This window comes from Synechococcus sp. BDU 130192, assembly GCF_963876085.1.
GTDB lineage: Bacteria > Cyanobacteriota > Cyanobacteriia > Cyanobacteriales > MRBY01 > MRBY01.
On the sequence record NZ_CAWNNO010000033.1, the window covers coordinates 192,525 to 216,548 of the forward strand.

A 24,024-nucleotide genomic window follows, 5' to 3' on the forward strand; every position below is an offset into this window, starting at 1 on the left:
TCACCTTAAGGCCATTGTAAACAAACTATCCAGTCAACGGCAGAAACTTCTCAGAATCAAGGTTAAAGCGACGCATTTTTGGTGAATGGGTGCAGGTTGGGGTGATATGTTGCGTCTTGTTACAAAACCTTGGGGAAACCAGAGGCAATATCGCAAATTAAGGGATAAACCTCAGTTTATATTCGGAGTTTTTAAAATTATGGGAATTTCTGATACCCAAGTGTTAGTGGCCCTTGCCATTGCCCTCATTCCTGGTGTTTTGGCTTTCCGGCTCTCCACTGAGCTTTATAAGTAAATTTGTCTAAATCTGCCACAGAAGCAGACTTGGGGGTTCCGTGTGGAACCCTTTTTTCATGGCTCCCTTAATTTTTTTTAGTGGCGATAGGCTTTGAGAACACCCGGCTCTGTTTGGATCGGTAAAACCGCCAGGGTATCGCTTTGGGCACAGTAACGAATATCGATTTCATTGTCTAAGCGCAGGAGACGCTGGCCGTGGCTTGCGAGCTTGAAGAGGCCAAATAAATCTTGCTGCCACTGTTGGTAAAGGGAAATTGCCCCGATTACTTCGTCATTCCCTAACTGGTCACTGTCCCCATTCCACAGGGCCTTGGCGATCGCCCCAGCACAGACGGTATCTTCGAGGGAATAATCCCCCTGCCAACCGGAACCAACGAACCAAACGGTGTCTGGCTGTTCTGTCTGGAGAAACTTCACCACGCTCTGGCGATTCACTTGGGCTGCGGTAATCACTGTGGGTGCTTGCTCAACGCGCTTGAGGGCCCTCGTGCCGTTGGTGGTTGTTAAGAAGAGGCGCTTCCCAGCCACCATTTCTGGGGTACAACTGCGGGGAGAATTGCCAAGCTCACAGCCTTCTACCTGTTGCCCGCCCCGTTCCCCAGCCCGGAGAAAGGGGGTTTGCTGCCAAGTTTCACTAAATTGAAACAGTTCATCGAGGTCAGCAAAGGTTTGTACTGCTTCTGCTCCAGCGTGGAGCGCCGTAGCGATGGTCGTGGTGGCCCGCAGTACGTCAATAACCACAGCACAATCGGGGAGTTGATCCGTTGGCGTCGCCTCAGGCGTGTGATACACAAAAAGTTTCACGCAATAAAATCCTTCCTAACAATCCAGTCTAGATTCCAAAATACCTGATTTGGCGATCGCCCCGGACAAAACCTTCATGAGGTTAAGGGTTCTGACCAAGGCTGCCAAACAACAAGGATCAACCCAAGCTGGCCGAGGAGAAATCCCAGATTATTTAAACAAGTTAAGCACGGCAGTCCGCACAGAGTCCCTTAACGGTTACTTCATAGCTCTCGGCGGTAACTTGCGTCGCAAACTGACCCAAATCAAAACAGCTAAAGGCTTGCCAAGGCAGATCCTGGATGGCCCCGCAGTCTCGACAGACGAAATGGTGGTGCGGATTAACATTGGCGTCATACCGAGTCACGCCTTCATCTAAGAGCACCTCTCGCACAAGATTCACTTCCCGCAAGACCGTCAGGGCACTGTAAACACTGGCCTTAGAAGCAATGGGCAAATCCGCATTCACATCCTCTAGGATCTGTTCTACCGTGGGATGATCCTGCCGACCGAGTAGATTGGCATAGACCGCAAACCGCTGGGGCGTGATGCGCAACCCCTCTTGCTTCATCGTGTTACGAATTTCTGTGGCACTAAAGGCTTGGGACATGGTTTTGGGGAAGGACAGACGACAAGGAAATAATGGGGGCTATTCTGACGAATGGGCCAAGGTGAAATCAAGGCTTGTTCGTTGCAAAATCAGCGATAAAAGCAATTCTTAAGAATTTTTTCGGATTACGGATAAGAAAAAAATATAGGTTAATAGTTCTTTAATGATCTTAGCACCTTAAATTAAGCTTTACGCCTATCTAGGAGAAAGTTCTATCTTATATCTTTCCCTAAGTAAGAATGAATCCAATCAGATCGGAAACGAATTGACGGCATTCTGTGGTCTCATTATTTGGCTTTGATGACATTTAACGGGCTAAATCTCTACCTCCAGTGATTTCCCTTGGGGCCAAGGGTGGGCAAACAGTACTTGAGTATTTATACTTAAAAACAAGCAAAATCGATATTTCTTCGTTGCATATTTTGCTAGTGGAGCTGTCAAACCATGGAACTCAAAAAAGAAATTCAAGAAATCGGGATCATTTCGGGGCTAGCGTTATTGGTGTCTAGTTTTTTCACGGCCCTCGTCTGCCTGTAACGATTCATTAGGAGTTACTGATTCCCCATCGCTGCCAATCAAGCAGCAAGCAGTTGAAGGAGCATCGAGCTTCGCAGTATTCTGGATGTCTGTTATATCAAGACTCTATAGAAATTTGTATGTTTAAATATCGACGCTTGCTCCAGGGGGCGATCGCCTTTTTAACGGCGGTACTGGTGATCGCCTGTAATGCCCCATCTCCTCCTACGGATGCCGGTAATAATAATGGCAACCTCGCGGAAATTCCTCTGGGAGTCGCCGTCGCCCAGACCAGTAATGTTGCCCTGTTTGGCCAAGAGCAGATCCTCGGCACCCAGATTGCGGAAACTTACTTCAACGAAAACGGCGGGATCAACGGTAAACCCCTAAAGATCATTCTCCAGGATGTGGCCGCCGATGAGCAGGGCGCCATCAACGCCTTTAATACCCTGATCAACCAAGATAAAGTGGTCGGTATCGTTGGCCCGACCCTTTCCCAACAAGCCTTTGCCGCTGATCCGATCGCCGACCGGGCCCAAGTTCCCGTCCTTGGCCCTTCCAATACCGCCGAAGGAATCCCGCAGATTGGTACATTTATTGGCCGAGTTTCTGCCCCTGTCTCGGTGGTTGCTCCCAATGCCGTGGCCCAAGCTCTCAAGCTCAACCCAGAACTACAGCGCGTTGCGGTTTTCTTCGCCCAAAATGATGCCTTTAGTAAATCAGAGACAGAAACCTTCCAGACGGCTGTGCAAGATTTTGGTCTGGAATTAGTCACGGTACAAAGGTTTCAAACCACCGACACTGATTTTCAAGCCCAGGTGACTGCCGCACTCAATGTTCAACCAGATCTAGTGATTATTTCGGGGTTAGCAGCCGATGCGGGCAACCTGGTGAAGCAACTGCGAGAATTAGGTTACAACGGCATTATTGTTGGGGGTAATGGCCTGAATACCTCCAATATTTTTCCCGTCTGCCAAGCAAAATGTGATGGGGTGTTGGTGGCCCAAGCCTACAGTGCCGAGTTAGATAATGAGATTAACCGCGCGTTTCGGGACGCCTATTTTCAACAAAACCAAAAAGAGCCGCCCCAATTTAGTGCCCAGGCATTCACGGCGATCCAAGTTTTTGTTGAAGCCCTCAGCAGCCTCGATGAAAAAACGCCCTTAGAAACTCTTGCTCTACCGGACTTGCGACGACAACTGCGGGACGAAATTTTTGCAGGTACCTACGTCACGCCTTTGGGTGAAATTTCCTTCACAGAGGAAGGAGAAATTGTCCAGAAGGAATTTTTTGTGGCCCAAATTGAAATGGATGAATCGGGTCAACAGGGCCGTTTCGCCTTTATCGAAGGGAACTAGGTCAAGGCAAGCAGTCGGAGGGACACCTAATGGAAATTTTCCCTCCGACTCCCCTCAAGGGAAGACACCCTCTGTCCTCTGGACATCTCCCTCAAGGGAGAATGGGGGGTTAGCCCCGGAGTTGATCGAGGACGCTGCGGTCTTCGAGGGTAGAAGTATCGCCCACAATTTCCTGTCCTGCGGCTAGGTTCCGCAACAAACGCCGCATGATTTTCCCAGAACGGGTTTTGGGCATTACATCAGCAAAACGGATTTCTCCCGGACGGGCGATCGCCCCAATTTCTTTCACCACATGGGCCTTCAGTTCTGTTACGAGATCATCGCTCGGACTGTAGGTGCCCTCAAGGGTGACAAAGGCAAACACCTCTTCCCCCTTAACTGGATCTGGCTTTCCAACCACGGCTGCTTCGGCGACGGCAGGGTGGGAAACGAGGGCCGATTCCACTTCCATGGTGCCGAGGCGGTGCCCCGAAACATTTAAGACATCATCGACGCGACCCATAATCCAAAAGTAGCCATCTTGGTCACGGCGTGCCCCGTCACCTGCGAAATAAAGGTATTGTCCATCTTTCGGGGCGATGTGTTCCCAATAGGTAGACCGGAAGCGTTCGGGATTGCCATAAACCGTGCGCATCATCCCAGGCCAGGGTTGTTTCACCACCAGGTAGCCGCCTTCGTTGTCACCGACGGAATTTCCATCAAGGTCAACGACATCCGCCACAATCCCCGGAAAAGGACGAGTCGCAGAGCCGGGTTTTGTGGGAGTTGCACCGGGTAAAGGTGTAATCATCACGCCACCGGTTTCCGTTTGCCACCATGTATCAACAATGGGACAACGTTCGCCACCAATGACCCGGTGGTACCACATCCAAGCTTCTGGATTAATCGGTTCACCCACGGTTCCTAAGAGGCGTAGGGAACTCATGTCATATTTATTTGGGATGTCTTCACCCATTTTGATAAAGGCCCGAATCGCCGTGGGTGCCGTGTAGAAAATGGTGACACCATATTTTTGAATAATTTCCCAATAGCAACCGGGATTAGACGGACGGGGTGCGCCTTCATACATCAAGACCGTTGCCCCGTTAGATAGAGGGCCATAGGTAATGTAACTATGGCCTGTAATCCAACCCACATCAGCACCACACCAATACACGTCATCATCTTTGAGATCAAAGATCCACTTGGTCGTTATATGGGTGTAGAGATTATAACCGCCTGTAGTGTGGACAACGCCCTTGGGTTTACCCGTGGTGCCGCTGGTATAAAGGATAAAGAGCATATCTTCGGCATCCATCGGCTCGGCGGGACAGTCAGCGGAGACTTCTTTTTGCAGCTCGTGCCACCAGTGATCCCGCCCGGCTTCCATGTGGACAGGCTCTTTGGTGCGTTGAACGACCAAAACATTCTCAACGCTGGGGGCATGGTGATCGGCGATCGCCGCATCTACTTGATCCTTGAGGGGCACCGCTTTATCTTTACGGAAGCCCCCGTCGGCGGTGATTACCAGTTTGGCTTCGGCATCTTCGAGGCGACTGCGGAGGGCTTCGGCACTAAAGCCACCAAATACCACCGTATGGGGCGCACCAATGCGAGCACAGGCGAGGAGGGCAACGACGGCTTCCGGGATCATTGGCATATAAATCCCGACGCGATCGCCTTTTTTGACGCCCAACTTTTTCATCGCATTGGCAAACTGGCAGACCTCGTGGTGTAGCTGGGCATAGGTGAGGGTACGGGAATCACCGGGTTCCCCTTCCCAGATGAGGGCGGCTTTATTTTTGCGCCAGGTTTTGAGATGACGGTCGAGGCAATTGTAGGAAATATTAATTTTCCCGTTGACAAACCATTTGGCGAAGGGCGGTTGCCAATCGAGCACCTTGTCCCATTTCTCAAACCATTCCAATTCCTGTTCGGCGAGTTCCCCCCAAAAGCCTTCGGGGTCATTTTTCGCCCGGTCGTAGAGGGCTTGGTACTGGTCTAAGCTCTTGATCTGGGCCTCGGCAGCAAAGTCTGATGCAGGCGAAAAAAGGCGCTGCTCCTGGAGGATGGATTCAATGTTTTGTTCGGACATAATAGGGTTATTATCGTGGGATTTATTTCACCCCATTGTCCCCCAAGTCCGCCCCATCAGGGGGTCTCGTGCTTAAGCCGTAATGCTTTGCAAGATTTTTGCGCTCAAGTTGATTGAATGTACGCCTCGGATATGACCTAGGGAGATTCTTCTAAAGCGAGCAGGGTTTGCCAAGTGGCGATCGCCTCAGGGAACCACAACCAACTTTGTTCGAGGCGACGGGGGTTGAGCTGGGAACGATCGAGATCTAGGGCGATCGCCCGGAGTTTTTCGGCTTTCCCCACAAGAATTTCCTGGTCAACGTCGGTGGGTTGCCCTTGGGCCAAATCGTACATACTAATCGCCAGGCCCGCATAAATCTCTGCCTGGAGGACTGGGGGGAAATCCTGGGTCGTTGCCGCCGCTAAGGCTTCATACCAACGATCATTAGCGGCTTCGTAATCTGCATTGAGGTAATGGACAAAACCCAGGGCCATTAAAATTTCGGGGTCGTTGGGCTGTTGGGCTAGAGCTATGTCCCAATTGTCTTGCACCGTGGCGATCGCCGTTGCTTGGGTTGGCGATGGTGGGACGGCGGCCAAGGTTGTTTGCCAGATATAGCGCCCCCGCAAAAAAGCAATGGTTTCATTCTCTGGGGCGATCGCCGGATCAAGCAGTAATGGTTGCACCACACCAAAGGCTTGGCGATCGAGGAGTTCACCGAGGATCATCTCAGCATTGCCCCAATTATCTTGGTCAATATCTGCCTGGGCCAACTGCACCAAGTCCGCATCAGTGAGCTTTTCTAATTCCTTTTCCGTCAGGCGCGTAATTCCCTCCGTGGTGGTCGGTGTTACAGAAATGTTTTGTAAATGTCGGCCCAGTAGAATGCCCCCCAGGGTGAGCATGATGATCAAACCCAACCCTAGGAGGCTACGGGGAAAAGCCAATAGGGAGCGCCAGGAGGGAATCAAGAGCATTCCCCGATGGTCATTTTCAGTATCCGTCTCCGTCTCGGACGGTTCGGGCATATTCGCAAAAATATCTTGGATAAAGGCAACATCCTCTTCGGGTTCTGTTTCTCCCAGCCAAGACAAATCAACCGCTGTATCTAAATTTTCAGAATTGTCGGCACCAATGGCCCTGTCCCGTTGCCGAGAAAAGTGGACTGTGTAATTCTGCGGTTCGATAAACATCGCCTCCCATGGCAGAAACCACAAAATCCCATCCGGTAAGCCCAAATAAACGTGAATGGGAAGATTATCCACTTTGGCGATCGCCACCATGTCCTGCCAATGCTCGTAAATCTCTCCCGTAAAGAGGGCCGTAAACAGCATTTTCCCCCAGGTCTCTAGGGGGTAATTGGCCCAGGTTGCCAGCCAAGCTTCCGGTTGCCAAGTGACCACTGCCACGATGGGTTCCGCACCAGGGGCGATCGCCGAACTCAAACGCAATTGATACTGGTCATGACCCAGGGCCAAGATAGACAATTGAAAATCGTGGAGCATAAAAAATCTGTCGTGTCCAGGGAGATGCTGTTACCTTGATCGTAAGCGAGTCTGAATTGTTTCTCGATCAAATTTTTTGGGAAATGATGTAATTCGCCACCGCCTTGAATGACCACAGCTACCCCAGCACTCAACCCAATTCCTGCAACTTCGCCACCAAATCCGCTTGGCCAATGACATAAACCCCGCGAATTTTTTTGTGGGAGACGGCCAACTGGGCACGGGTGAATACGAGCAGTGGCGTGACAAAATCAAGCTTTTTTTTATCTCGTACCTGGAGCGCCTGCTTCATCACAATTTGTAAGAAATCCTTCTTAAAGCCATAGATCGTGCGTCCCATGCGGCGATGGAGCCGATGATCCTGGAAAATCACCGTGCCTTTATGGGATTTGACATCAATGACATAGGTTTTTTGCTGGGGCGAAAAGCAAATCACATCGGCATCCCCCAGGCCATCATCAAGGCGCATCCCATATTCAAAAGACCACCCCTGGGGCTCTAGTTCCTGGAGAATTTTGGCGACATTTTCCTCGGCTTTGGCCCCCTGAACGGCACGGTTTGCGGCTTGCCAAAGATCTAAACCCCGGAAAATAAAACCCATTGCCCCAAAGGCAGCGATCGCCACAATGACGATGGCCGCAATAAACCCCAGACCAATCGCCAAGACCGGAAACATGAACACCACCAAGACTGGGAGTCCTCCCGCCGCCAAGAAAGCCCGCCAGGACTGGAGGCGACGTCTAAAGGCTAAGCGACGTACATTTTGACCCGCTGTTCTAGGGGAAGAGGCAACCATAACTAGCCCAGATAAAAGTTAATCCATGAATAATCCACCAAACATCCAACCCAAAAGTCGTTATCCTAAAGCTGGAATTTAGTTTTCTTTCTATTGCCCATTATTCTGTCGTAAGTTCCATGGAAAAACCCGCCCAAACTCAATATCCAATTCACCCCCTACTGCGTCAACGGTTTAGTACGGTCATCTTTGATGGCGATCGCCCCGTCGAAGCAGAAAAAATTGGGAGCTTATTAGAAGCCGCCCGGTGGGCTTCCTCTTGTTTTAATGAACAGCCTTGGCGGTTTTTGATGGCCACAAAAGCTGATGCTGCTGCCTATGGCAAAATGTTGGACTGCCTGATGGAAACAAACCAGACCTGGGCAAAAAACGCATACATTCTGATGATTTCTGTCGGAAAACAGCGATTTACCCGCAATGATAACCCGAATCCCTACGGAATGTATGATGTGGGCCAAGCCTTGACCAGTTTAACGATCCAAGCTGAAGCCCTCGGTCTGCGGGTACACCAAATGGGCGGTTTCGATAAAGACAAAGCCCGTGACCGCTACAAAATTCCTGCTGGCTTTGAACCGGCCGCTGCCGTGGCCATTGGCTATCCGGGTGATATTACCACAGCACCAGAAGCCCTCCAGGAACGGGAACAGAGCCCCCGTAGCCGCAAACCCTTCGCGGAAATTGTCTTTACTGGAACTTGGGAAAATCCCTATTTCTAAAAATTAAACAAGGGCACAACCAAGGCAAAAAGCACCCCTAAACCCACAATGATTTCTAGGGATTTCAGTAACAAGCTCTGTTGCTGCTGGAATCCCTGTAACCAGTTTTTGGGGCGATCGCCTTCCCGTTGCCCCAGACTAACCATCGAAGTTAATAGGGGGACACCTCCAACTTTAATGCCCAAAAGTAAGTGCAGAGCCAGCGCCCCAAACGTGACCCCCCAGGCCAACAGATGACCAAGGTAGGCGAAATGATTGAGTTCTCCTGCCGGTAGCCATTCTTCCTTCATCATCCGGCCTGTAACGATAGCTAAGGTTCCCGCCAGCAGCATGCCTGTATTAATCAGTCGATGGGCCGAAACCCACCAAATCGGTTTTCCCAGTTGCTTTAATTGCGTCAGGGAATTCGGCTGCAACAAACGGCGATCGCCCAGACGAAAACTGTACACCGCAAAGAACGGTAGCAATAAAAAAAATGTTAAGGCGATCGTTCCATGGATGCCCTGCATCGCTTCGAGCCGTGGCAGACCCAAACGGCCCCAGCGACCATCATAAATGTCGTAAACCCAAAACCCCGTATCTAAAGCCAGCAATACCAAAATTGCCGTTAGGCCATGGAGCAAGCGCAATAAAATAGGTTGATACGGTTTAGATTGTGCCATGGCTCCACAATGTCTTTTAGATTGCTAATATTTGCTCAATTTTACGCAAAAAAGCAACCCATTTCCCTAAGACATTACCGTAACGCAGACTTTGGCAGCGGCAGAGACCCAGGATAACGGATCACCTCCCGCTGACGAGTCTTATCTCCGTTGGGATCGGCCAACAAAACATTACGGATGAAACGGGCGGCAATGCGCTGTAAAAGTCCCTCAGCGATTTTCTGACCTAATTGTTGCGTTTCCGGCTTAATGAGCACTTTAGGAATTAAAGGCAAAATAAACATCGGGTCAAAATCAGGGGTTTCCTGGAGGATGCGCCAAATATTTTGAATGTGCACCAGGTTCGCCCGATCTTCTGCACTCATGCCCCTAGCCAGGTTTTGGGTCGGCTTTTGACCCAATTGCTCTTGTACCAAACTGGTAATGTTTTGGAAGGTATTACGTCCGAGGATATCCACCGATTGAATAATTTCTTCGGCAAGACGCTCCCGGATAAATTCACCCCGTTCTGAAAAGATATAGTCAATGGCTTGATTAACCGCCCCTTTGAGATCGTAGTCAGTAGAATCCTTCGCGTTGTTCAGCAAATTTTCCAGGCGATTCCAGCGAAAACTGCCTTCTTTAAACAATAAATCCTTCAGAGAATGACGTAATTCCGGAGAATTATCAGTCAACAAGCGCTTTGCAACATAGGGATAAGCTTTACTCAAGACTTTAAATTCTGGATCAACACCAATGGCAATCCCTTCGAGGGTCACCATCGAACGAATAATCAAAGCATAGTAGGCAGGCACCTTAAACGGAAATTCGTACATAATGCCCGACATTTGATCCGTGATGCTCTTAAAATTAAGTTCCGCAACACTAGCTCCCAAAGCATTATTAAAAACGGTGCTTAGGGCAGGCACGATGGGCGCAAGATCAGTATCCGGCTTGAGAAAATCTAATTTGACATAGTCATGGGCCAGGGCTTCAAAATCGCGGTTAACTAGGTGCACCACAGCTTCGATTAACCCATAACGTTGATAGGGTTCGATCATGCTCATCATGCCAAAGTCTAGATAAGCGAGGCGACCATCATCGAGGGCTAAAAGATTCCCGGGGTGAGGATCGGCATGGAAAAAGCCAAATTCCAGGAGTTGGCGGAGGGAACATTCCACCCCGACTTCAACTAAATGGGTGGCATCAATCCCTTTGGCGGCGACTTCCTTGAGGTTTGTTAGCTTCGTGCCATCGAGCCACTCCATGGTGAGGACGCGTTTACCGGTATATTTCCAGTAAATTTTTGGCACATAGATTTCTGCCATGCCGCCGTAGAGTTTCTTGAATTTCTCTGCGTTACGTCCTTCCTGGGCATAGTTCATTTCTTCGAAGATACGCGCCGCAAATTCGTCGGTAATGCCAATCAGGTCGGAGCGGACTTGTTTAACATTATTTTGGAGCCAGCGGGCAATGCGCCGCATGATAAAAATATCGAGGTTGATGCGCTGTTGCAGGTCAGGGCGCTGAACTTTTACGGCAACTTTTTCGCCGGTTTTGAGGCGAGCTTGATAGACTTGGCCGAGGGAGGCGGCAGCAAGGGGATGATCTGAGATCTCGGCGTAGATTTTTTCGGGAGGCTGTCCTAATTCTTCTTCAATGAAGCGAAAGGCAATTTCATTCGGAAAGGAAGGGAGTTGATCCTGAAGACTGGTTAGCTCCGTCAGATAGACGGGAGGGACGAGGTCAGGACGGGTAGAGAGGGCTTGGCCAATTTTGATGTAGGTGGGGCCTAATTTCGTCAGAATCGCCTTGAGGTGATCGGCTTGTTTCTGTTGAGCTTTAGGATTGTTGTTGTTTCCAGTGGCCTTAGCCCACCAAATTCTGAGTAGCAGGCCACTAAAGCTGGAAATGATGGTGAGGAGGCGTCCCAGAACAGCAAAGGGACGATTGCGGTATTTGGCTTCGATCGCCTCTGGATTGTAACGCCACAGCTCGGACTCCTGGGCGGGCTGTTCGATGACCGAATTGACCGGGGTCGCGGGGGTACGGGTCTGGTATGGCATAGTTTATCCGATGCGATCGCCTACAGTTGAATGGGTTGCATTGTAAATGATTGTAACAAATGTTTCTGGGTTACTCATCTACGGGAACTGCAGACGATCAAAGCGGCGGGAGGTGCTTAATTAGAGATGGCACCAGACGAGCGGGCGCTGAGGGGGGCTTGTTTGCCTGGAGTTTCACTAAGGCGCTGGTTCTGGAGAATATTGACTGCCTTGAGAAACTGGGGATCAGCACTCGTCCCGATCAAACTCGGATCGAGACGCAGTTGCGTGAACTGTTCATTATCTAGTTCTACGGTAATGTCAGGACTAACCCCATTCATATTGATACTCATGCCACTGGGGGGATAGTACCGGGAGATTGTGACTGCCAGGCCCGCACCGTTGGATAATTCATGGACTGATTGGACGGTGCCCTTGCCGTAGGTGCGAGTCCCCACCAGGGTTGCCCGTTGGTTGTCCTTGAGGGCCGCCGCTAAGATTTCGCTGGCACTGGCAGAGTTTTCATCCACAAGCACGACGAGGGGTAAATCGGTAATCGCTGTTTGGTTGGCGCTAAATTGGCGATCGCCCCCTTTGCGATCCACTGTGCGAACGATTGCCCCTTCTTCCATCCACATCCGGGCAATATCAACGCTGGAGTAGAGTAAGCCCCCAGGATTTCCCCGGAGATCCAGTACAAAACCCGTAACCGTTTCCGCCTTTAGATCCTGGATCGCGTTATACATTTGCTCAGCGGCATGGGAACTAAACTCATCAAGGCGAATGTAGCCAACTTTTTCGTCCCCGATGGTTTGTACCCCGTAGTTCACCGTGGCCAATTCAATTTTTGCTCGCGTAATCGCAAGATCTAGGGAAGACTGGTCGCGGCGACGAATTTTTAAATTCACTTCAGTCCCTTCTAGGCCCCGAATCAGTTCCGAAGACTGCTCTAGGCTCAAAAGAGCGGTCACCTGACCATCGATCTGCATAATCTGATCTTCTGCTTGGACTCCCGCCGCCTCTGCTGGAGAATCCGGGAGGACATCGACCACCGTCAAGATCCCAGTTTCTGCATTAATTTCCATGCGGATGCCAATGCCAGATAGTTCGCCGGTGGTTTGGCTGGTTAGGGTTTCAAACTCCTCTGGATCAAGGAATCGCGTGTAGGGGTCTCCCAAGGTTCTGAGGGCACCACGAATTTGACGATAGGCCGTGTCATAGGTATCGTAGTTCTGGCTTAATAAATCTTCGCGGAGTTTTAGCCAAGATTCCGGCTCAAAATTTTTGGCAACGGATTCTGTGTAGACGATCTGCCACATTTCATCAACGATGGCTTTCGGACTATCTTCCATCGCGGCGATCGCCGGACGAGACAAACTGGGCACAGTCAACAAAACTAAAACAGATAACGTTCTGAGAGCACCCTTTACAAAAGTATCTGGGCAACGAGGCAAAGACAGAGCAATCTTTTTCATGGAGATCTGAAGGCGAAGAAAAAAGGGGGGAAGAATGGCGCAAATCACCCCATTGGGACAGGTCAAAGTCAACAATCTACTTTCCTTCTGACTTCCCCACCGGAAAAACGGTTGGAAAAAGTCCCCTGGAACCCCCTGGGCTTGACCCTAAAAACGCCGTGGGTGAGAAACTTGCAAGTCTCGAACGCTTTTAGATCAGCTTAGAGGGAAGATTGACTCGACCGAATCTTGTGCGGTTGCCCTCCATTGTAATCAATTCAGTTTTGCTTTTATCGGGTACGACAGCACATTCTTACAAAGGGCTTAAAGGGTCGCTGAAGCCATGGGACATCTGTATCCCAATTACTCCAACAATTAGCCCCCATTTTCAGCAATTATGCTGGGGTGGTGATCTGCTATTCCACAGAAGCCGAGATGATTCTGTTGCTATCTGCCGCTGAGCATCTTAGGGATCAAGAGATACCGCGTTGCCATCCCGACTAATGAATCTGCGGAGAAGCTAGATCTCCGTAATAAATCTATGCAATGTAGGGCAAGAATGGTGCTTTTGCTTTAAGATAGGCGAGATTTTTCGTCCCATGGGTAAACAACTGTAAAAATCAAGAAATTTATATTATTTTTGCCCTTAAATCGTTGTATCTCCGATTTTTTCTCGCTACCATTGGACTTGAGTTATAAGTGCTCGATCAACCATCTGTAACCTTAACTGGCTGCTGCTAGTGAAAGCTCAAGCGACCTATGGAAATACAATTAATTAATATCGGTTTCGGTAATATTGTCTCTGCCAATCGTGTCATTGCGATTGTGAGTCCTGAGTCTGCACCGATCAAACGGATCATTAGCGATGCTCGCGATCGCGGCCAATTAATTGATGCCACCTATGGTAGACGTACCCGAGCAGTGATTATTACAGATTCCAGCCATGTGGTACTATCAGCGATCCAACCAGAGACAGTGGCCCATCGCTTTGTTGTGCAAAAAGATCCCGCCATGGCGATGACCAAAGTTTAACGGTTGAGTTATCATCTCCCGTCGCCGTCGAATCCATGACCACCCCCGGAAAATTAATTGTCCTCACAGGGCCAAGTGGTGTTGGTAAAGGAACTTTAGTTCGTTCTTTACTGCCGCGCCACCAAAATTTATTTCTCTCGATCTCAGCAACAACCCGTCAGTCCCGCCCCGGAGAAGTGGATGGGCAAGACTATTTTTTCAAAACCCGTGAACAATTTGAGGCGATGATTGCTACGGGGGAGCTCCTCGAATGGGCCGAGTATGCGGGAAATTACTATGGCACCCCTCTGCCTCCGGTGAAAACACAAATTCAACAGGGAAACTTTGTCATCCTCGAAATCGAGGTCATTGGGGCCAACCAAGTTAAAGAAATCTATGCAGATGCCCTCAGAATCTTTATTTTGCCACCGTCCTTTGAAGAGTTAGAACAACGGCTGCGGGGACGGGGTAATGATCCAGAAGCGGCGATCGCCAAACGGCTCGTCCGGGCAAAAGAAGAACTGGCCATGAGCCACGAGTTCGACCATGAAATTGTCAATGACGACCTAGAAACAGCCTTAACAGAACTCGAAAAAGTGATTTTCAGCTAGCCGAAACGCCACCGCTGCCAACTGAATCCATTACAATCAAACAAATAAGACATAAACAACAACGAGCTTACAGACCCCATGATTCCAACCGTTATCGAAAGTTCTGGTCGGGGCGAACGTGCCTTTGATATTTACTCTCGTCTACTCCGGGAACGCATTGTGTTCCTCGGCACCCAAGTCAACGACGAAATTGCCAATCTCATCGTGGCACAGTTGTTATTCCTCGAAGCCGATGATCCCGAAAAGGATATTTACCTCTACATCAATTCTCCGGGGGGTTCTGTCTCAGCCGGCATGGGGATCTTCGATACGATGAACCAAGTGCGTCCGGATGTTTGTACGATCTGTATTGGTCTAGCGGCCAGTATGGGGGCGTTTCTGCTGAGTGCTGGGGCCAAAGGGAAGCGCATGAGCTTACCCAACTCCCGGATTATGATTCACCAACCCCTAGGCGGTGCCCAGGGTCAGGCGACGGATATTGAAATTCAAGCCAAAGAAATTCTTTATCTCAAAGGCAAGCTCAATCAACACCTGGCTGACCACACAGGCCAACCTTTAGAAAAGATTGAGATTGATACAGACCGCGATTTCTTCATGTCTGCGGCAGAAGCAAAGGATTATGGCCTCATTGATCAGGTCATTGAGAGAAGTCCTTCGGCCACAAATCCAGCTTAGATTTTTTTCTGTGGTGAATGATCGATCATCCTCCTATTCCTAGGGGGATTTTTTTATGGTGAGGGTTTGTCACCTGTGGCGCGATAAATGGTCAGGGTAATTGCGCCGTGGGGATGTTGCGGCACTTGGCGGAAGTGGGCCAAGCCGTTTTCGAGGCGGTCTTGATTTCTGCCTAATTTCTCCACCATCTGGGGGATCATCAGTTTGATCCAGGTGTCGAGATGATCGACTAAGCCTTTTAGATCTTGATTTTGAGGACTGTGCCAATGATGAACGGCGATCGCCTCATTTTTAATCCCAGTAAAGCCCGCCTGTTCTAAATATCCCCCTAAGCTACGACCAACATAGGGATTGCCGTCTGCAACTTGAAATAATTCACAAAGAGCCTGCTGAAAATAGTCAAAATCAGGATGGGGCGGATAGATTAAAAGATTTTGGTAATCGGTTTCTGTTAGGCAAATTTTGCCCCCTGGTCGTAAAACCCGCAACGCTTCAGCAATAATTCCCGCTGGATCGGGTACGTGCTCCAGGAGCCACACGGTCAGGGCAAAATCAAAGGTATTTTCTGCCCAGGGCAAAGCGTAGGCATCCCCCACCTGGAGGTCAGTCTTGAACCCCAGGCGACGTAAATATTCTGTGGCATAGGCAATTTGACGGGGTTGGTGATCGATACCCGCAAAGGTTAGGGTGGGAAACTTTTCACCGATGATCCCAAGGACAGCGCCGACGCCGCAACCGATGTCTAAAATTTTCGCCTTGGGGTCAAATGCGAGATCTTTTAACAACAGGCGATCGCCCCAGTAGCGTGCTTGATCAACAAGACGTTGTTGTTCCTCTGGATCATACCCGTGGATATATTCAGCCATATCCTTATTTTCTACCCAAAATATGCCTGCTCAACAATCTAACGCACTTAATCACCCTTTCTCTGTCATTGTGGCTTGTTTTTGGCAGATTCAAGTCAGGGTTGCGAGGGAGATCAAACGCGATAAAGCTCAAAAAATATTACAGATTGGCCGTGAAGTTGTTGCCATTGGGAACATAGTTTAGTACAAATCATCTTAAGATCATGTGTTTTGTACCATGGCACCATAAACATTCAACGCCTTCACGCCTGTGGCTTGTCCCTTGAAAGTGATTAAGCTCGCGGCACTGGCGCAATTTTTTGATTATGCAAAAATTAACCGTCGCCCAACAAGAACTCTACGATTGGCTTGTTTACTACATCCAGACAAACCAACATGCCCCATCCATTCGCCAGATGATGGTTGCGATGAATTTGCGATCGCCAGCACCAATCCAAAGCCGTTTAGAACGACTGCGCAAGAAAAAATACATCGACTGGATCGATGGCAAAGCCCGTACTCTCAAGATTTTGCGCCCCCAACAACAGCGAGAAGGTCTGCCGATTCTGGGGACAATTACCGCTGGTGGCCTGGTTGAACCTTTTACGGATGACCAAAGTGAGACCCTAATCCTCAATCAAGTCGTCAACCAACCCAATTGTTATGCCCTCAAAGTCACCGGTGACAGCATGATTGAGGCCCTCATTACCGAAGGGGACTACGCGATCATGCAAAAAGTATTTGATCCAGACCGTGTTAAAAATGGCACCATTGTTGCGGCGCGTGTGACAGGGGACGGCACAACCCTAAAGCACTTTTATCGGGAAGGAAAAAAAGTTGTTCTTAAGCCAGCAAACCCCAAGTATGACGAAATAAAAACCGATGCGCTGAATGTCGATTTACAGGGGGTTTTAGTGGGAGTTTGGCGCGGCTACGGCCAATAGGCGACGATAAACTTCAATAGAAATAGAAAGTACAACCCCTGAATTATTTGACTCGCAGAGATATTCATTCAGGTTACTGTTAATCTTTGTTATTTATGCTTCTTCCGGACAAATGGTCAGTTGTGCCGGGGGCATCGTTTGATTTAAAACAACCTGGGTAATTGTGGCCTGTTCTCGTTCCAAGTCTTCTTGGTAACCCGCCAGATGACAGCGGGCTATTTTTTCACTGGAAAAAGGGCCAAAGTAGTAGACACAAAATGGATTCATGGTAGTCACTTTGAGCCACCAATCGCGGTTATAGGGTTGGTTGAGATAATAAAATACAGAACCCAGGGCTAGGGAATAAACCGCAAAAATAATTAAACCAGTCATTGTTCAAACCTCACTACAGCAAAAGTCAATATTTATGTAGATGCTTCAGCAGACAAATTTCGCAATTTCGACCAGAAATCAATGGTTTTCGCCAATATTTGTTGCTAGGCACTGGACGAGGAGACTTTTGGTTGAAAAATTCTCCCAGGCGATCGCCCGCTGAATAATATGACTCCTTAAATGCTAGCGAAGTTTCCAGGGCACAGACCCCAAGCAGTTGAGGAAATTCACGAAAGCGTACTATCGTATAAACAGTCCCATACACCAGAAAATACCGCGATGACTGCTGAGAACAATGCTTCCGACAAGGCTTTAGAGTTGATGAAAAACTTTGCCGAAAAATATGCCCAACGCACAGGCACCTATTTTTGTGTCGATCCTTCGGTAACGGCAGTTGTGATCGAAGGCCTCGCTAAACATAAAGAAGAATTGGGTGCGCCCCTCTGTCCCTGTCGCCATTACGAAGACAAAAAAGCGGAAGTTGACAATGCCTTTTGGAACTGCCCCTGTGTCCCCATGCGGGAGCGTAATGATTGTCACTGTATGCTCTTTATCACCGAAGACAACGACTTCGCTGGCGATAAGCAGGAAATTGAACTGGATTACGTCAAAGAAGTAGCGGCGAGCATGAAAGGATAGAGCCGATGACAATTCCAGAGACTTTTTTCGTGGGGGTAGAGCAACTAAATACTCAACAGTTTTATGCGTGCCACGATACCCTTGAGGCTCTGTGGTTTGAGGCTATGGAGCCAGAAAAGTCTCTTTACCAAGGTATTTTGCAAATTGCCGTGGCTTGTTATCACCTCAGTAATGATAATCTCAGGGGCGCGACAATTCTCATGGGAGAAGGGCTACGTCGCCTCCGCCAGACGGAAGAAGAAGTTTATGGTGGCCTGAATCTCGTGGACTTTATTCAGCAGGGAGAGGTGCTGCTCGCCAGTTTGCAACAGTTGCCCATGGCAGAGGTGACAACTTTTTATCAGGCGCTCCAAGCAGAGAATCGTTTCCCACGCCTCAATCCCGTTTAGGTTGTTTCTTCTCTAAATATTAAAGTGCCAAAAGATGACTAGCGATACGGTGGGCCGCCCCAGCCGTACCCATGCGTTCCTGGCCGTTGATGGCGATCGCCTGGAGTAAATCAGGATGACTCAGCAGAAAATCTACTTTATCAGGAACGGCTTTGGGGCTAGAACAAAGAAGCATGGATTCTCCCAGGAGCCGGGTTTGGGCCTCAGCGAAGGCCGGGGTAAATTGGGGGCCAGCACCGACGATGGTCAAAGCAGGCTTTCCAAGGCCAACAAATTGTTCGGTGGCCGTACCCGCCATGGCGATCGCCAAATCAGCACAGTGCAAACTTTCAGCATAGCGATGTTGGGTAAAAGCCAACCGGGCTTTATTTTGCCGGAAAACCTGGGCTTCAGGATCACCAAACGTGAGTTCAGCGGGCTGGGAATCGAGTTTTTGCCAACCTAAAGAGGACAAACAGTCGAAGAATTCTCCTGGGTCGAGACTAGGGGCGATCGCCGCAATAAAATTCACCGCCTGGTACTTTTCCACAAATAATTGTGCGGCCTGGAGAATTTTCTGCCAATTGTGCAGGGCTTCCGGGGGGCGCGAACCGGGCAGCAAGACAAAGGTCAAAGTTTGTTTTGTTTCCTTCTGGGGCAAATTTTCAGGAGGTTCGAGGCCATCCATCATGGGATTGCCTAAATTTACGGCGGGAATCTTGTAGGTTGTTAAAACATCGGTGGTGAGGCGATCGCGTGGATAGACAGTGACACAATTTTTCCGACTGAGCAGCCACCGTTCCCAGGGCAAATAAACTGACCCAAACCACTTTTCAAGGGCAGAGGTTTTCGGGAGCCAATTTCCCTGGCGATCGCGCAAATAATATTCTGACTTTGCTGTCCCCACAAAAGCATATCGGCAACCACTGAGCCAAGCAAAAATGAGCGGGACAATATCACCCACCGCAAGAATTAAGGACTTTTCTTTTCCTTGATTTTTCCACCGTTTCACAGCCTGATATTGTTGCCAAGTGAGCTGCAGTAAACCCCCTTTAAGATCCCGCATTAATTGCCGATTATCCATATAAACAAAGCCCCCGGAAGGCATTTGCTGGGTACGACCAATGATTGGTATATCTAATTTTTGGTAGGCATGACCTGTGCCAACAATAGGTAACGCGGCGAGGCTCACCTCTGGGTTTTGGGCTTGGATGGCGCTGAGGATTTGGACGGCGATCACATCTTCTCCGTGGCCATTACTGAGACATAAAATCCGCATCGGTTAACCCCCAAATAAAAACTGTTTTGTTTCTTGTACAAGCGTGTCTAAGCAATTACCTAAACTGTGGTCGCTGTCGAGGGAAATCAACGTTGTCCAGGGTCGATCTTTACAATAATCTTCGCTTACTTGGATAGGTACTGTTTCGTCATGAATGCCGTGGAGAATTAACGTTGATATTGTATTTTTAAACGAATAATTTGCGTAAGTTTCTGCATCTTGAAAAAAGTTATAGTGGAGAGGGATTTCCCGCTGATAGCTGTAGTGAAACACCGGACGATAGATTTCTTTTTGCCATTCTGCGATGGTGGTTTCGCCTAAGCGACGACGCCAATTGGTGGTGAATTGGAAAGCCGGGGCCAGTAAAACAATTTTTTTAACCAGTTCTGGACATTGTTCCGCCAGAATTGCCGCTGTCAGTCCCCCCAAACTTGAACCAATGATGTAACTGGGTTCTGTGAGCAGGGGTTTAAGCTGCGCCAGTTGTCGGGAAATGGTCAAGCCACTGAAATCGTCTTGATTGAGATCGGGAATAACGAGATCAGGGATATGTTCGGCAAAATATTGGGCTTTGCGGGATTGGGGACTAGAAGCGAAGCCGTGGAGATAGAGGGTGCGGGTCATCAGCCAGGGAAACGGACAGCACAGACCATCATCTAATATTTTGGGTGTTTGGGCGAAGGGCGATCGCCTTTCTATTCGTCATCAAGAGTCTCAAGAATTGCATTTTCATAAAGATCAGCCACAGCACATTCAAATTCAATACTAGGGAGCCAAAAGGTTTCGTCAGGGCCGTAGTCGCTGTAGCCCCACATCCGGCCCGATTGCCGCTGGTAAAGGGCCACAGAAGTTTGTTGACTATCAATCAAAATATATTCCTGGAGGCTAGGGATTTGCCGATAGAGCTTTAGTTTACGGCTTTGGTCATAGTTGGCGGTGCTGGGAGAAAGGACTTCTATAATCACCGTGGGATGCTGAATCTCCTTTGCTGTGTGATTACCGTTTCCATTGCGGTACAAGCTTATTAGCAGATAAGGTTTAATGTTGGCAGAGGGGTTAGCCTACGTTTTTGTTTATGGTGTTATGAATCAGCCGGATTTTTTGCGATTACAAAAAGCCTTATCCATCGAAGCGGAACGGGGCTTTCAGGATCTCCAGGGCCATCAGCATCGTTTTAGTGAATTTCTTTGCCTGAGTTTTGGCGCAGTTCCCCCGGCAGGCATTGATCCGGATCAGCGGCGCCGGTGGCAAGCATTTGCCCAGAAATTTGCCGATTACCCCATGGCAACGTTAGGCGATCGCCGTCTTTTGGTAGCTGGGGCGAGGCGTTTTTTGCAGCAACTTAAACAAGAGCTAGAACAGCCAAGCCAGATTGCTCCCAAGGCGAAACTGCCCCGCACCCAATCGGTCTGTGAAAGTAACGTCAAAAGTTCAACCTATGGCAAGAGAATTTCCCTGGATCAACCGTTGATGTATTTGCCAGGCATCGGGCCGAAACGCAGCAACCAATTGGCAAAGCTAGGTTTAGAGACGGTGCGGGATGCCCTCTTTTACTACCCCCGACAGCACATCGACTATGCCAAGCAGGTCAAAATCACCGACCTAGAAGCGGGAGAAACGGTAACCCTGGTGGGCCATGTGGTGCGTTGCAATATTTTTACCAGCCCGAAAAACCAGAAACTCAGTATTTTCGAACTCTGGCTGCGGGATAGCAGTGGCCGCATTAAGCTCAGTCGTTTCTATGCGGGCACCCGTTACAGTAATCGGGGTTGGCAAGAAAAAATGAAACGGCAATATCCCCAGGGGGTGGCGATCGCCGCGTCGGGATTGGTGAAAAAAAATAAATATGGCCTCACCCTCGACAACCCAGAAATTGAGGTGCTCGACAGCAGTGGCGCTGATATTAAATCCCTGAAAATTGGCCGAGTTCTCCCGGTTTATCCCCTCACGGAAGGGGTCCCCGCCGACCTAATTCGGAAAGTGGTCATTAACTCTCTACCTGCCATTGCGCAGCTTAAGGATGCTTTTCCCACTGCTTTTCGGGAGCAACACAGCTTGATGAAACTCCAAGAGGCGATCGCCAATATTCATTTCCCAGAAAATGCCGAAATTCTCCAACGGGCGCGGCAACGGCTGGTTTTTGATGAATTTTTCTATTTGCAACTGGGTTTCCTCCAACGGCGGCAACAGGAAAAAGCCAGTCAGAAAAGTGCTGTGTTTATTCCCCAGGGGGAACTCATTAAACGTTTTGAAAAACTGCTGCCCTTCCAACTCACCAACGCTCAGCAACGGGTGATCACTGAAATTCTTGCGGATCTGGCCCAGTCAACGCCGATGAATCGCCTCGTCCAGGGAGATGTAGGTGCCGGAAAAACCGTTGTAGCGGTCTTTGCAATCCTCGCCGCGATCCAGTCCGGCTACCAAGCCGCTCTCATGGCCCCCACCGAAGTCCTCGCCGAGCAGCATTACCGGAAATTGGTGGGCTGGTTTAACCTGCTCCATCTGCCCGTTGAACTGCTCACGGGTTCGACAAAAACGAAAAAACGCAGGGAGATCCACAGCCAACTAAACACGGGAGAACTTAAAGTTCTGGTCGGCACCCATGCCCTGATTGAAGATCCGGTACAGTTTCAAAACCTTGGTCTGGTGGTGATCGACGAACAACACCGCTTCGGCGTCCAACAACGGGGTAAACTCCTCGCCAAGGGGAAAGCGCCCCACGTCCTCACCATGACCGCTACCCCGATTCCCCGGAGTTTGGCCCTCACCCTCCATGGGGATTTGGATGTTAGTCAAATTGATGAGCTGCCCCCCGGTCGCCAACCCATTGATACGCGGGTGATCAAAGGAGGCGATCGCCACAAAGCTTACGAACTGATTCAGCGGGAAGTAGCCCAGGGTCGCCAAGCCTACGTCATCTTTCCGCTAATTGAAGAATCCGAAAAACTCGAAGCTAAGGCCGCCGTCGCCGAACACCAAAGGCTTTCTGAGCAAGTGTTCAAGAGCTTTAACGTGGGTCTGCTGCACGGCCGCATGAAATCCGAGGAAAAAGACGCCGCCCTCAATGCTTTCCGCGATAACCAAAACCACATTATTGTTTCCACCACCGTGATCGAAGTGGGGGTTGATGTGCCCAATGCGACGGTAATGTTGATCGAAAATGCCGAACGCTTTGGCCTCTCCCAGTTGCACCAGTTGCGGGGGCGCGTCGGTCGGGGTCAACATCAATCCCATTGTTTGCTCGTCACCAATAGTAAAAATCCTGATTCCCAAACTCGTCTCCGGGTGTTGGAGCAATCCACCGACGGTTTTTTTATCTCAGAGATGGATCTACGCCTGCGGGGGCCGGGGGAAGTGCTGGGGACGAAACAGTCGGGGCTACCAGATTTTGCCCTAGCCAGTCTGACAGAAGATCAAGAGGTTTTACTTATTGCCCGACAAGCGGCAGAACAATTGCTCAAAATCGATCCTCTCCTCGAACAATATCCCCTGATGCAACAGGAACTCCAGCGCAAATACCAAAAATTGTTGGGGGCTGACGTCCTGACCTAGGGGGCAACATCGCTGGTTTTTTTCAGACAGAAACTCCCTCCTAAAATTAGGGAAGCGCCCAGGATAATATTTACGGAAAGCTCTTCTTGGAAAAAGACGATGCCACAGACAATAGTGCTTAAAATTTCGAGATAACAGAGTAGGGCTGTGGTCGAAGCTTTGAGTTTACTAAGGGCAGAAAAAAACAGCATAAAACCAATAATCCCGATGGAAATACCGTAAATCCCTCCCATGGTGAACTGAAATAAGTTGGGCCAAGGTTGAGTTCCCAGCAGAAAAGGAAAGGAAACGACGCCAGCCACGAGGTTTTGGTAAAAAATCAGCCGATACACCGAGAAATCAGCGGCTTTAACCTTGTACATCACCACGGTAGACGCTACCAAAACGGCAGCAATGAGAACGCTGGTAAGACCTAAAAAGCTCCGGCTCGATAGACTAATTTCCGCATCAGCGTAGATAACGATGATCCCCAAAATGAAGCAAGGCAATAGCCACAGGTTACGGCGGGGAATTGTTTCTTTGAGAAAAATCCAACTCAATAGGGTCGTAAATAGGGGCCAGGTGTAGAGAATAACCACAGCGCTGCTGAGGTCGGCATAGCTAAAGCCAATGATGTAGCACAGTCCCCGCACGGCATCGAGAAAGGAGATAAGCAACAAAAAAGGAGTTGCGCCCCAAAAAAGAGGTTCCCGACGGTAAAGGAATAAACCTGAGACGAAGATTAGGGGAATACCCGCCCGAAAAAAGGTCATCACAAGGGGAGACAAAGCGGCCAATTTGATAAAGACGCCGGAGGTTCCCAAAATCAGGGTGGCGATCGCCAATTGCAGTACAGGACTCATCAAAGGTTTTTAGACAGTGTAGAAAACAGGCCACAGAGACCGACCTATGTAAGGTAACCCCCAACAACCCCTAGCGCTAGCCCCTGACAAAATCAAAAACAACATGATC

General features: G+C 49.4%; 24 protein-coding genes. 10 read left to right on the forward strand and 14 right to left on the reverse strand.

What is annotated here, in order from left to right; genetic code table 11:
* Positions 1 to 199 precede the first annotated feature (199 nt).
* Entirely contained in the window at positions 200 to 295 is a 96-nt protein-coding gene (gene psaM, locus AACT35_RS09535) for a photosystem I reaction center subunit XII (protein WP_012307445.1), read from the forward strand.
* 77 nt (positions 296 to 372) lie between these two features.
* Here the strand turns inward: psaM and AACT35_RS09540 are convergent, their stop codons facing one another.
* Complete coding sequence (locus AACT35_RS09540; RefSeq protein ID WP_065716668.1) at positions 373 to 1,101, reverse strand: 2-phosphosulfolactate phosphatase family protein; 729 nt, start codon at positions 1,099 to 1,101, stop codon at positions 373 to 375.
* A 163-nt stretch (positions 1,102 to 1,264) separates the two neighbouring features.
* Positions 1,265 to 1,690 (reverse strand): Fur family transcriptional regulator, encoded by a 426-nt coding sequence (locus tag AACT35_RS09545; protein ID WP_030006386.1) that lies wholly within the window; start codon positions 1,688 to 1,690, stop codon positions 1,265 to 1,267.
* A gap of 656 nt (positions 1,691 to 2,346) precedes the next feature.
* On the opposite strand from AACT35_RS09545, the gene AACT35_RS09550 reads away from it, so the two are divergent.
* A complete protein-coding gene (locus AACT35_RS09550; RefSeq protein WP_065710931.1) occupies positions 2,347 to 3,564 on the forward strand; it encodes an ABC transporter substrate-binding protein in 1,218 nt (405 codons plus the stop codon).
* A gap of 109 nt (positions 3,565 to 3,673) precedes the next feature.
* On the opposite strand, the gene acs is transcribed toward AACT35_RS09550, so the two are convergent.
* The 3 genes from acs to AACT35_RS09565 form a co-directional block, all read right to left on the reverse strand.
* Entirely contained in the window at positions 3,674 to 5,638 is a 1,965-nt protein-coding gene (acs, locus tag AACT35_RS09555) for an acetate--CoA ligase (protein WP_099240753.1), read from the reverse strand.
* A 137-nt stretch (positions 5,639 to 5,775) separates the two neighbouring features.
* A complete protein-coding gene (locus AACT35_RS09560; RefSeq protein WP_099240755.1) occupies positions 5,776 to 7,125 on the reverse strand; it encodes a hypothetical protein in 1,350 nt (449 codons plus the stop codon).
* A 130-nt stretch (positions 7,126 to 7,255) separates the two neighbouring features.
* Positions 7,256 to 7,921, reverse strand: coding sequence for a nuclease-related domain-containing protein (locus AACT35_RS09565; RefSeq protein ID WP_065710934.1), 666 nt, complete (start codon positions 7,919 to 7,921; stop codon positions 7,256 to 7,258).
* A 119-nt stretch (positions 7,922 to 8,040) separates the two neighbouring features.
* Here AACT35_RS09565 and AACT35_RS09570 point away from each other — a divergent pair, with 119 nt between their 5' ends.
* Positions 8,041 to 8,637 carry a nitroreductase family protein gene (locus tag AACT35_RS09570; protein WP_099240757.1) on the forward strand — a complete coding sequence of 199 codons (597 nt, stop codon included), beginning with the start codon at positions 8,041 to 8,043 and terminating at the stop codon, positions 8,635 to 8,637.
* On the opposite strand, the gene AACT35_RS09575 is transcribed toward AACT35_RS09570, so the two are convergent.
* The 3 genes from AACT35_RS09575 to AACT35_RS09585 all read right to left on the reverse strand — a co-directional run bounded on the left by AACT35_RS09575 (position 8,634) and on the right by AACT35_RS09585 (position 12,708).
* Entirely contained in the window at positions 8,634 to 9,299 is a 666-nt protein-coding gene (locus AACT35_RS09575; RefSeq protein ID WP_099240759.1) for a cytochrome b/b6 domain-containing protein, read from the reverse strand. The two genes, AACT35_RS09570 and AACT35_RS09575, sit on opposite strands and share 4 nt — an antisense overlap.
* 74 nt (positions 9,300 to 9,373) lie before the next feature.
* Positions 9,374 to 11,344, reverse strand: coding sequence for an ABC1 kinase family protein (locus tag AACT35_RS09580; protein WP_099240761.1), 1,971 nt, complete (start codon positions 11,342 to 11,344; stop codon positions 9,374 to 9,376).
* Between the two features lie 116 nt (positions 11,345 to 11,460).
* The gene (locus AACT35_RS09585) at positions 11,461 to 12,708 is read right to left on the reverse strand and encodes a S41 family peptidase (RefSeq protein ID WP_232308884.1); all 1,248 of its coding nucleotides are present in this window, start codon (positions 12,706 to 12,708) and stop codon (positions 11,461 to 11,463) included.
* A gap of 828 nt (positions 12,709 to 13,536) precedes the next feature.
* Here AACT35_RS09585 and remA point away from each other — a divergent pair.
* The 3 genes from remA to clpP all read left to right on the forward strand — a co-directional run bounded on the left by remA (position 13,537) and on the right by clpP (position 15,074).
* Entirely contained in the window at positions 13,537 to 13,809 is a 273-nt protein-coding gene (gene remA / locus AACT35_RS09590) for an extracellular matrix/biofilm regulator RemA (RefSeq protein WP_012307456.1), read from the forward strand.
* Positions 13,810 to 13,844: 35 nt separating this feature from the next.
* Complete coding sequence (gene gmk / locus AACT35_RS09595) at positions 13,845 to 14,399, forward strand: guanylate kinase (RefSeq protein ID WP_099240763.1); 555 nt, start codon at positions 13,845 to 13,847, stop codon at positions 14,397 to 14,399.
* A gap of 78 nt (positions 14,400 to 14,477) precedes the next feature.
* Positions 14,478 to 15,074, forward strand: coding sequence for an ATP-dependent Clp endopeptidase proteolytic subunit ClpP (clpP, locus tag AACT35_RS09600; protein WP_012307458.1), 597 nt, complete (start codon positions 14,478 to 14,480; stop codon positions 15,072 to 15,074).
* A gap of 53 nt (positions 15,075 to 15,127) precedes the next feature.
* Here clpP and AACT35_RS09605 read toward each other — a convergent pair whose 3' ends face one another.
* Complete coding sequence (locus AACT35_RS09605) at positions 15,128 to 15,940, reverse strand: class I SAM-dependent methyltransferase (protein ID WP_099240766.1); 813 nt, start codon at positions 15,938 to 15,940, stop codon at positions 15,128 to 15,130.
* Between the two features lie 305 nt (positions 15,941 to 16,245).
* Between AACT35_RS09605 and lexA the strand changes: the two genes are divergently transcribed.
* Entirely contained in the window at positions 16,246 to 16,863 is a 618-nt protein-coding gene (lexA, locus tag AACT35_RS09610; RefSeq protein ID WP_099240768.1) for a transcriptional repressor LexA, read from the forward strand.
* Between the two features lie 93 nt (positions 16,864 to 16,956).
* Here lexA and AACT35_RS09615 read toward each other — a convergent pair whose 3' ends face one another.
* Positions 16,957 to 17,235, reverse strand: coding sequence for a DUF1816 domain-containing protein (locus AACT35_RS09615; RefSeq protein ID WP_012307461.1), 279 nt, complete (start codon positions 17,233 to 17,235; stop codon positions 16,957 to 16,959).
* Between the two features lie 279 nt (positions 17,236 to 17,514).
* Between AACT35_RS09615 and AACT35_RS09620 the strand changes: the two genes are divergently transcribed.
* Positions 17,515 to 17,874 carry a ferredoxin-thioredoxin reductase catalytic domain-containing protein gene (locus AACT35_RS09620; protein ID WP_012307462.1) on the forward strand — a complete coding sequence of 120 codons (360 nt, stop codon included), beginning with the start codon at positions 17,515 to 17,517 and terminating at the stop codon, positions 17,872 to 17,874.
* Between the two features lie 5 nt (positions 17,875 to 17,879).
* Positions 17,880 to 18,263: a DUF309 domain-containing protein gene (locus AACT35_RS09625; RefSeq protein ID WP_030006396.1), complete on the forward strand. Its 384-nt coding sequence runs from the start codon at positions 17,880 to 17,882 to the stop codon at positions 18,261 to 18,263.
* Positions 18,264 to 18,282: 19 nt separating this feature from the next.
* Here the strand turns inward: AACT35_RS09625 and AACT35_RS09630 are convergent, their stop codons facing one another.
* From AACT35_RS09630 to AACT35_RS09640, 3 genes are all read right to left on the reverse strand, one after another.
* On the reverse strand, positions 18,283 to 19,521 hold the full coding sequence (locus AACT35_RS09630; protein WP_099240770.1) for a lipid-A-disaccharide synthase-related protein: 1,239 nt from the start codon (positions 19,519 to 19,521) through the stop codon (positions 18,283 to 18,285).
* A 3-nt stretch (positions 19,522 to 19,524) separates the two neighbouring features.
* On the reverse strand, positions 19,525 to 20,145 hold the full coding sequence (locus AACT35_RS09635) for a YqiA/YcfP family alpha/beta fold hydrolase (protein WP_099240772.1): 621 nt from the start codon (positions 20,143 to 20,145) through the stop codon (positions 19,525 to 19,527).
* Positions 20,146 to 20,216: 71 nt separating this feature from the next.
* Positions 20,217 to 20,540, reverse strand: coding sequence for a Uma2 family endonuclease (locus tag AACT35_RS09640; RefSeq protein WP_256376226.1), 324 nt, complete (start codon positions 20,538 to 20,540; stop codon positions 20,217 to 20,219).
* Positions 20,541 to 20,604: 64 nt separating this feature from the next.
* On the opposite strand from AACT35_RS09640, the gene recG reads away from it, so the two are divergent.
* Positions 20,605 to 23,073 carry an ATP-dependent DNA helicase RecG gene (gene recG, locus AACT35_RS09645; RefSeq protein ID WP_099240867.1) on the forward strand — a complete coding sequence of 823 codons (2,469 nt, stop codon included), beginning with the start codon at positions 20,605 to 20,607 and terminating at the stop codon, positions 23,071 to 23,073.
* Here recG and AACT35_RS09650 read toward each other — a convergent pair.
* The gene (locus AACT35_RS09650) at positions 23,070 to 23,915 is read right to left on the reverse strand and encodes a DMT family transporter (RefSeq protein WP_030006400.1); all 846 of its coding nucleotides are present in this window, start codon (positions 23,913 to 23,915) and stop codon (positions 23,070 to 23,072) included. The genes recG and AACT35_RS09650 overlap by 4 nt on opposite strands.
* Positions 23,916 to 24,024 lie beyond the last annotated feature (109 nt).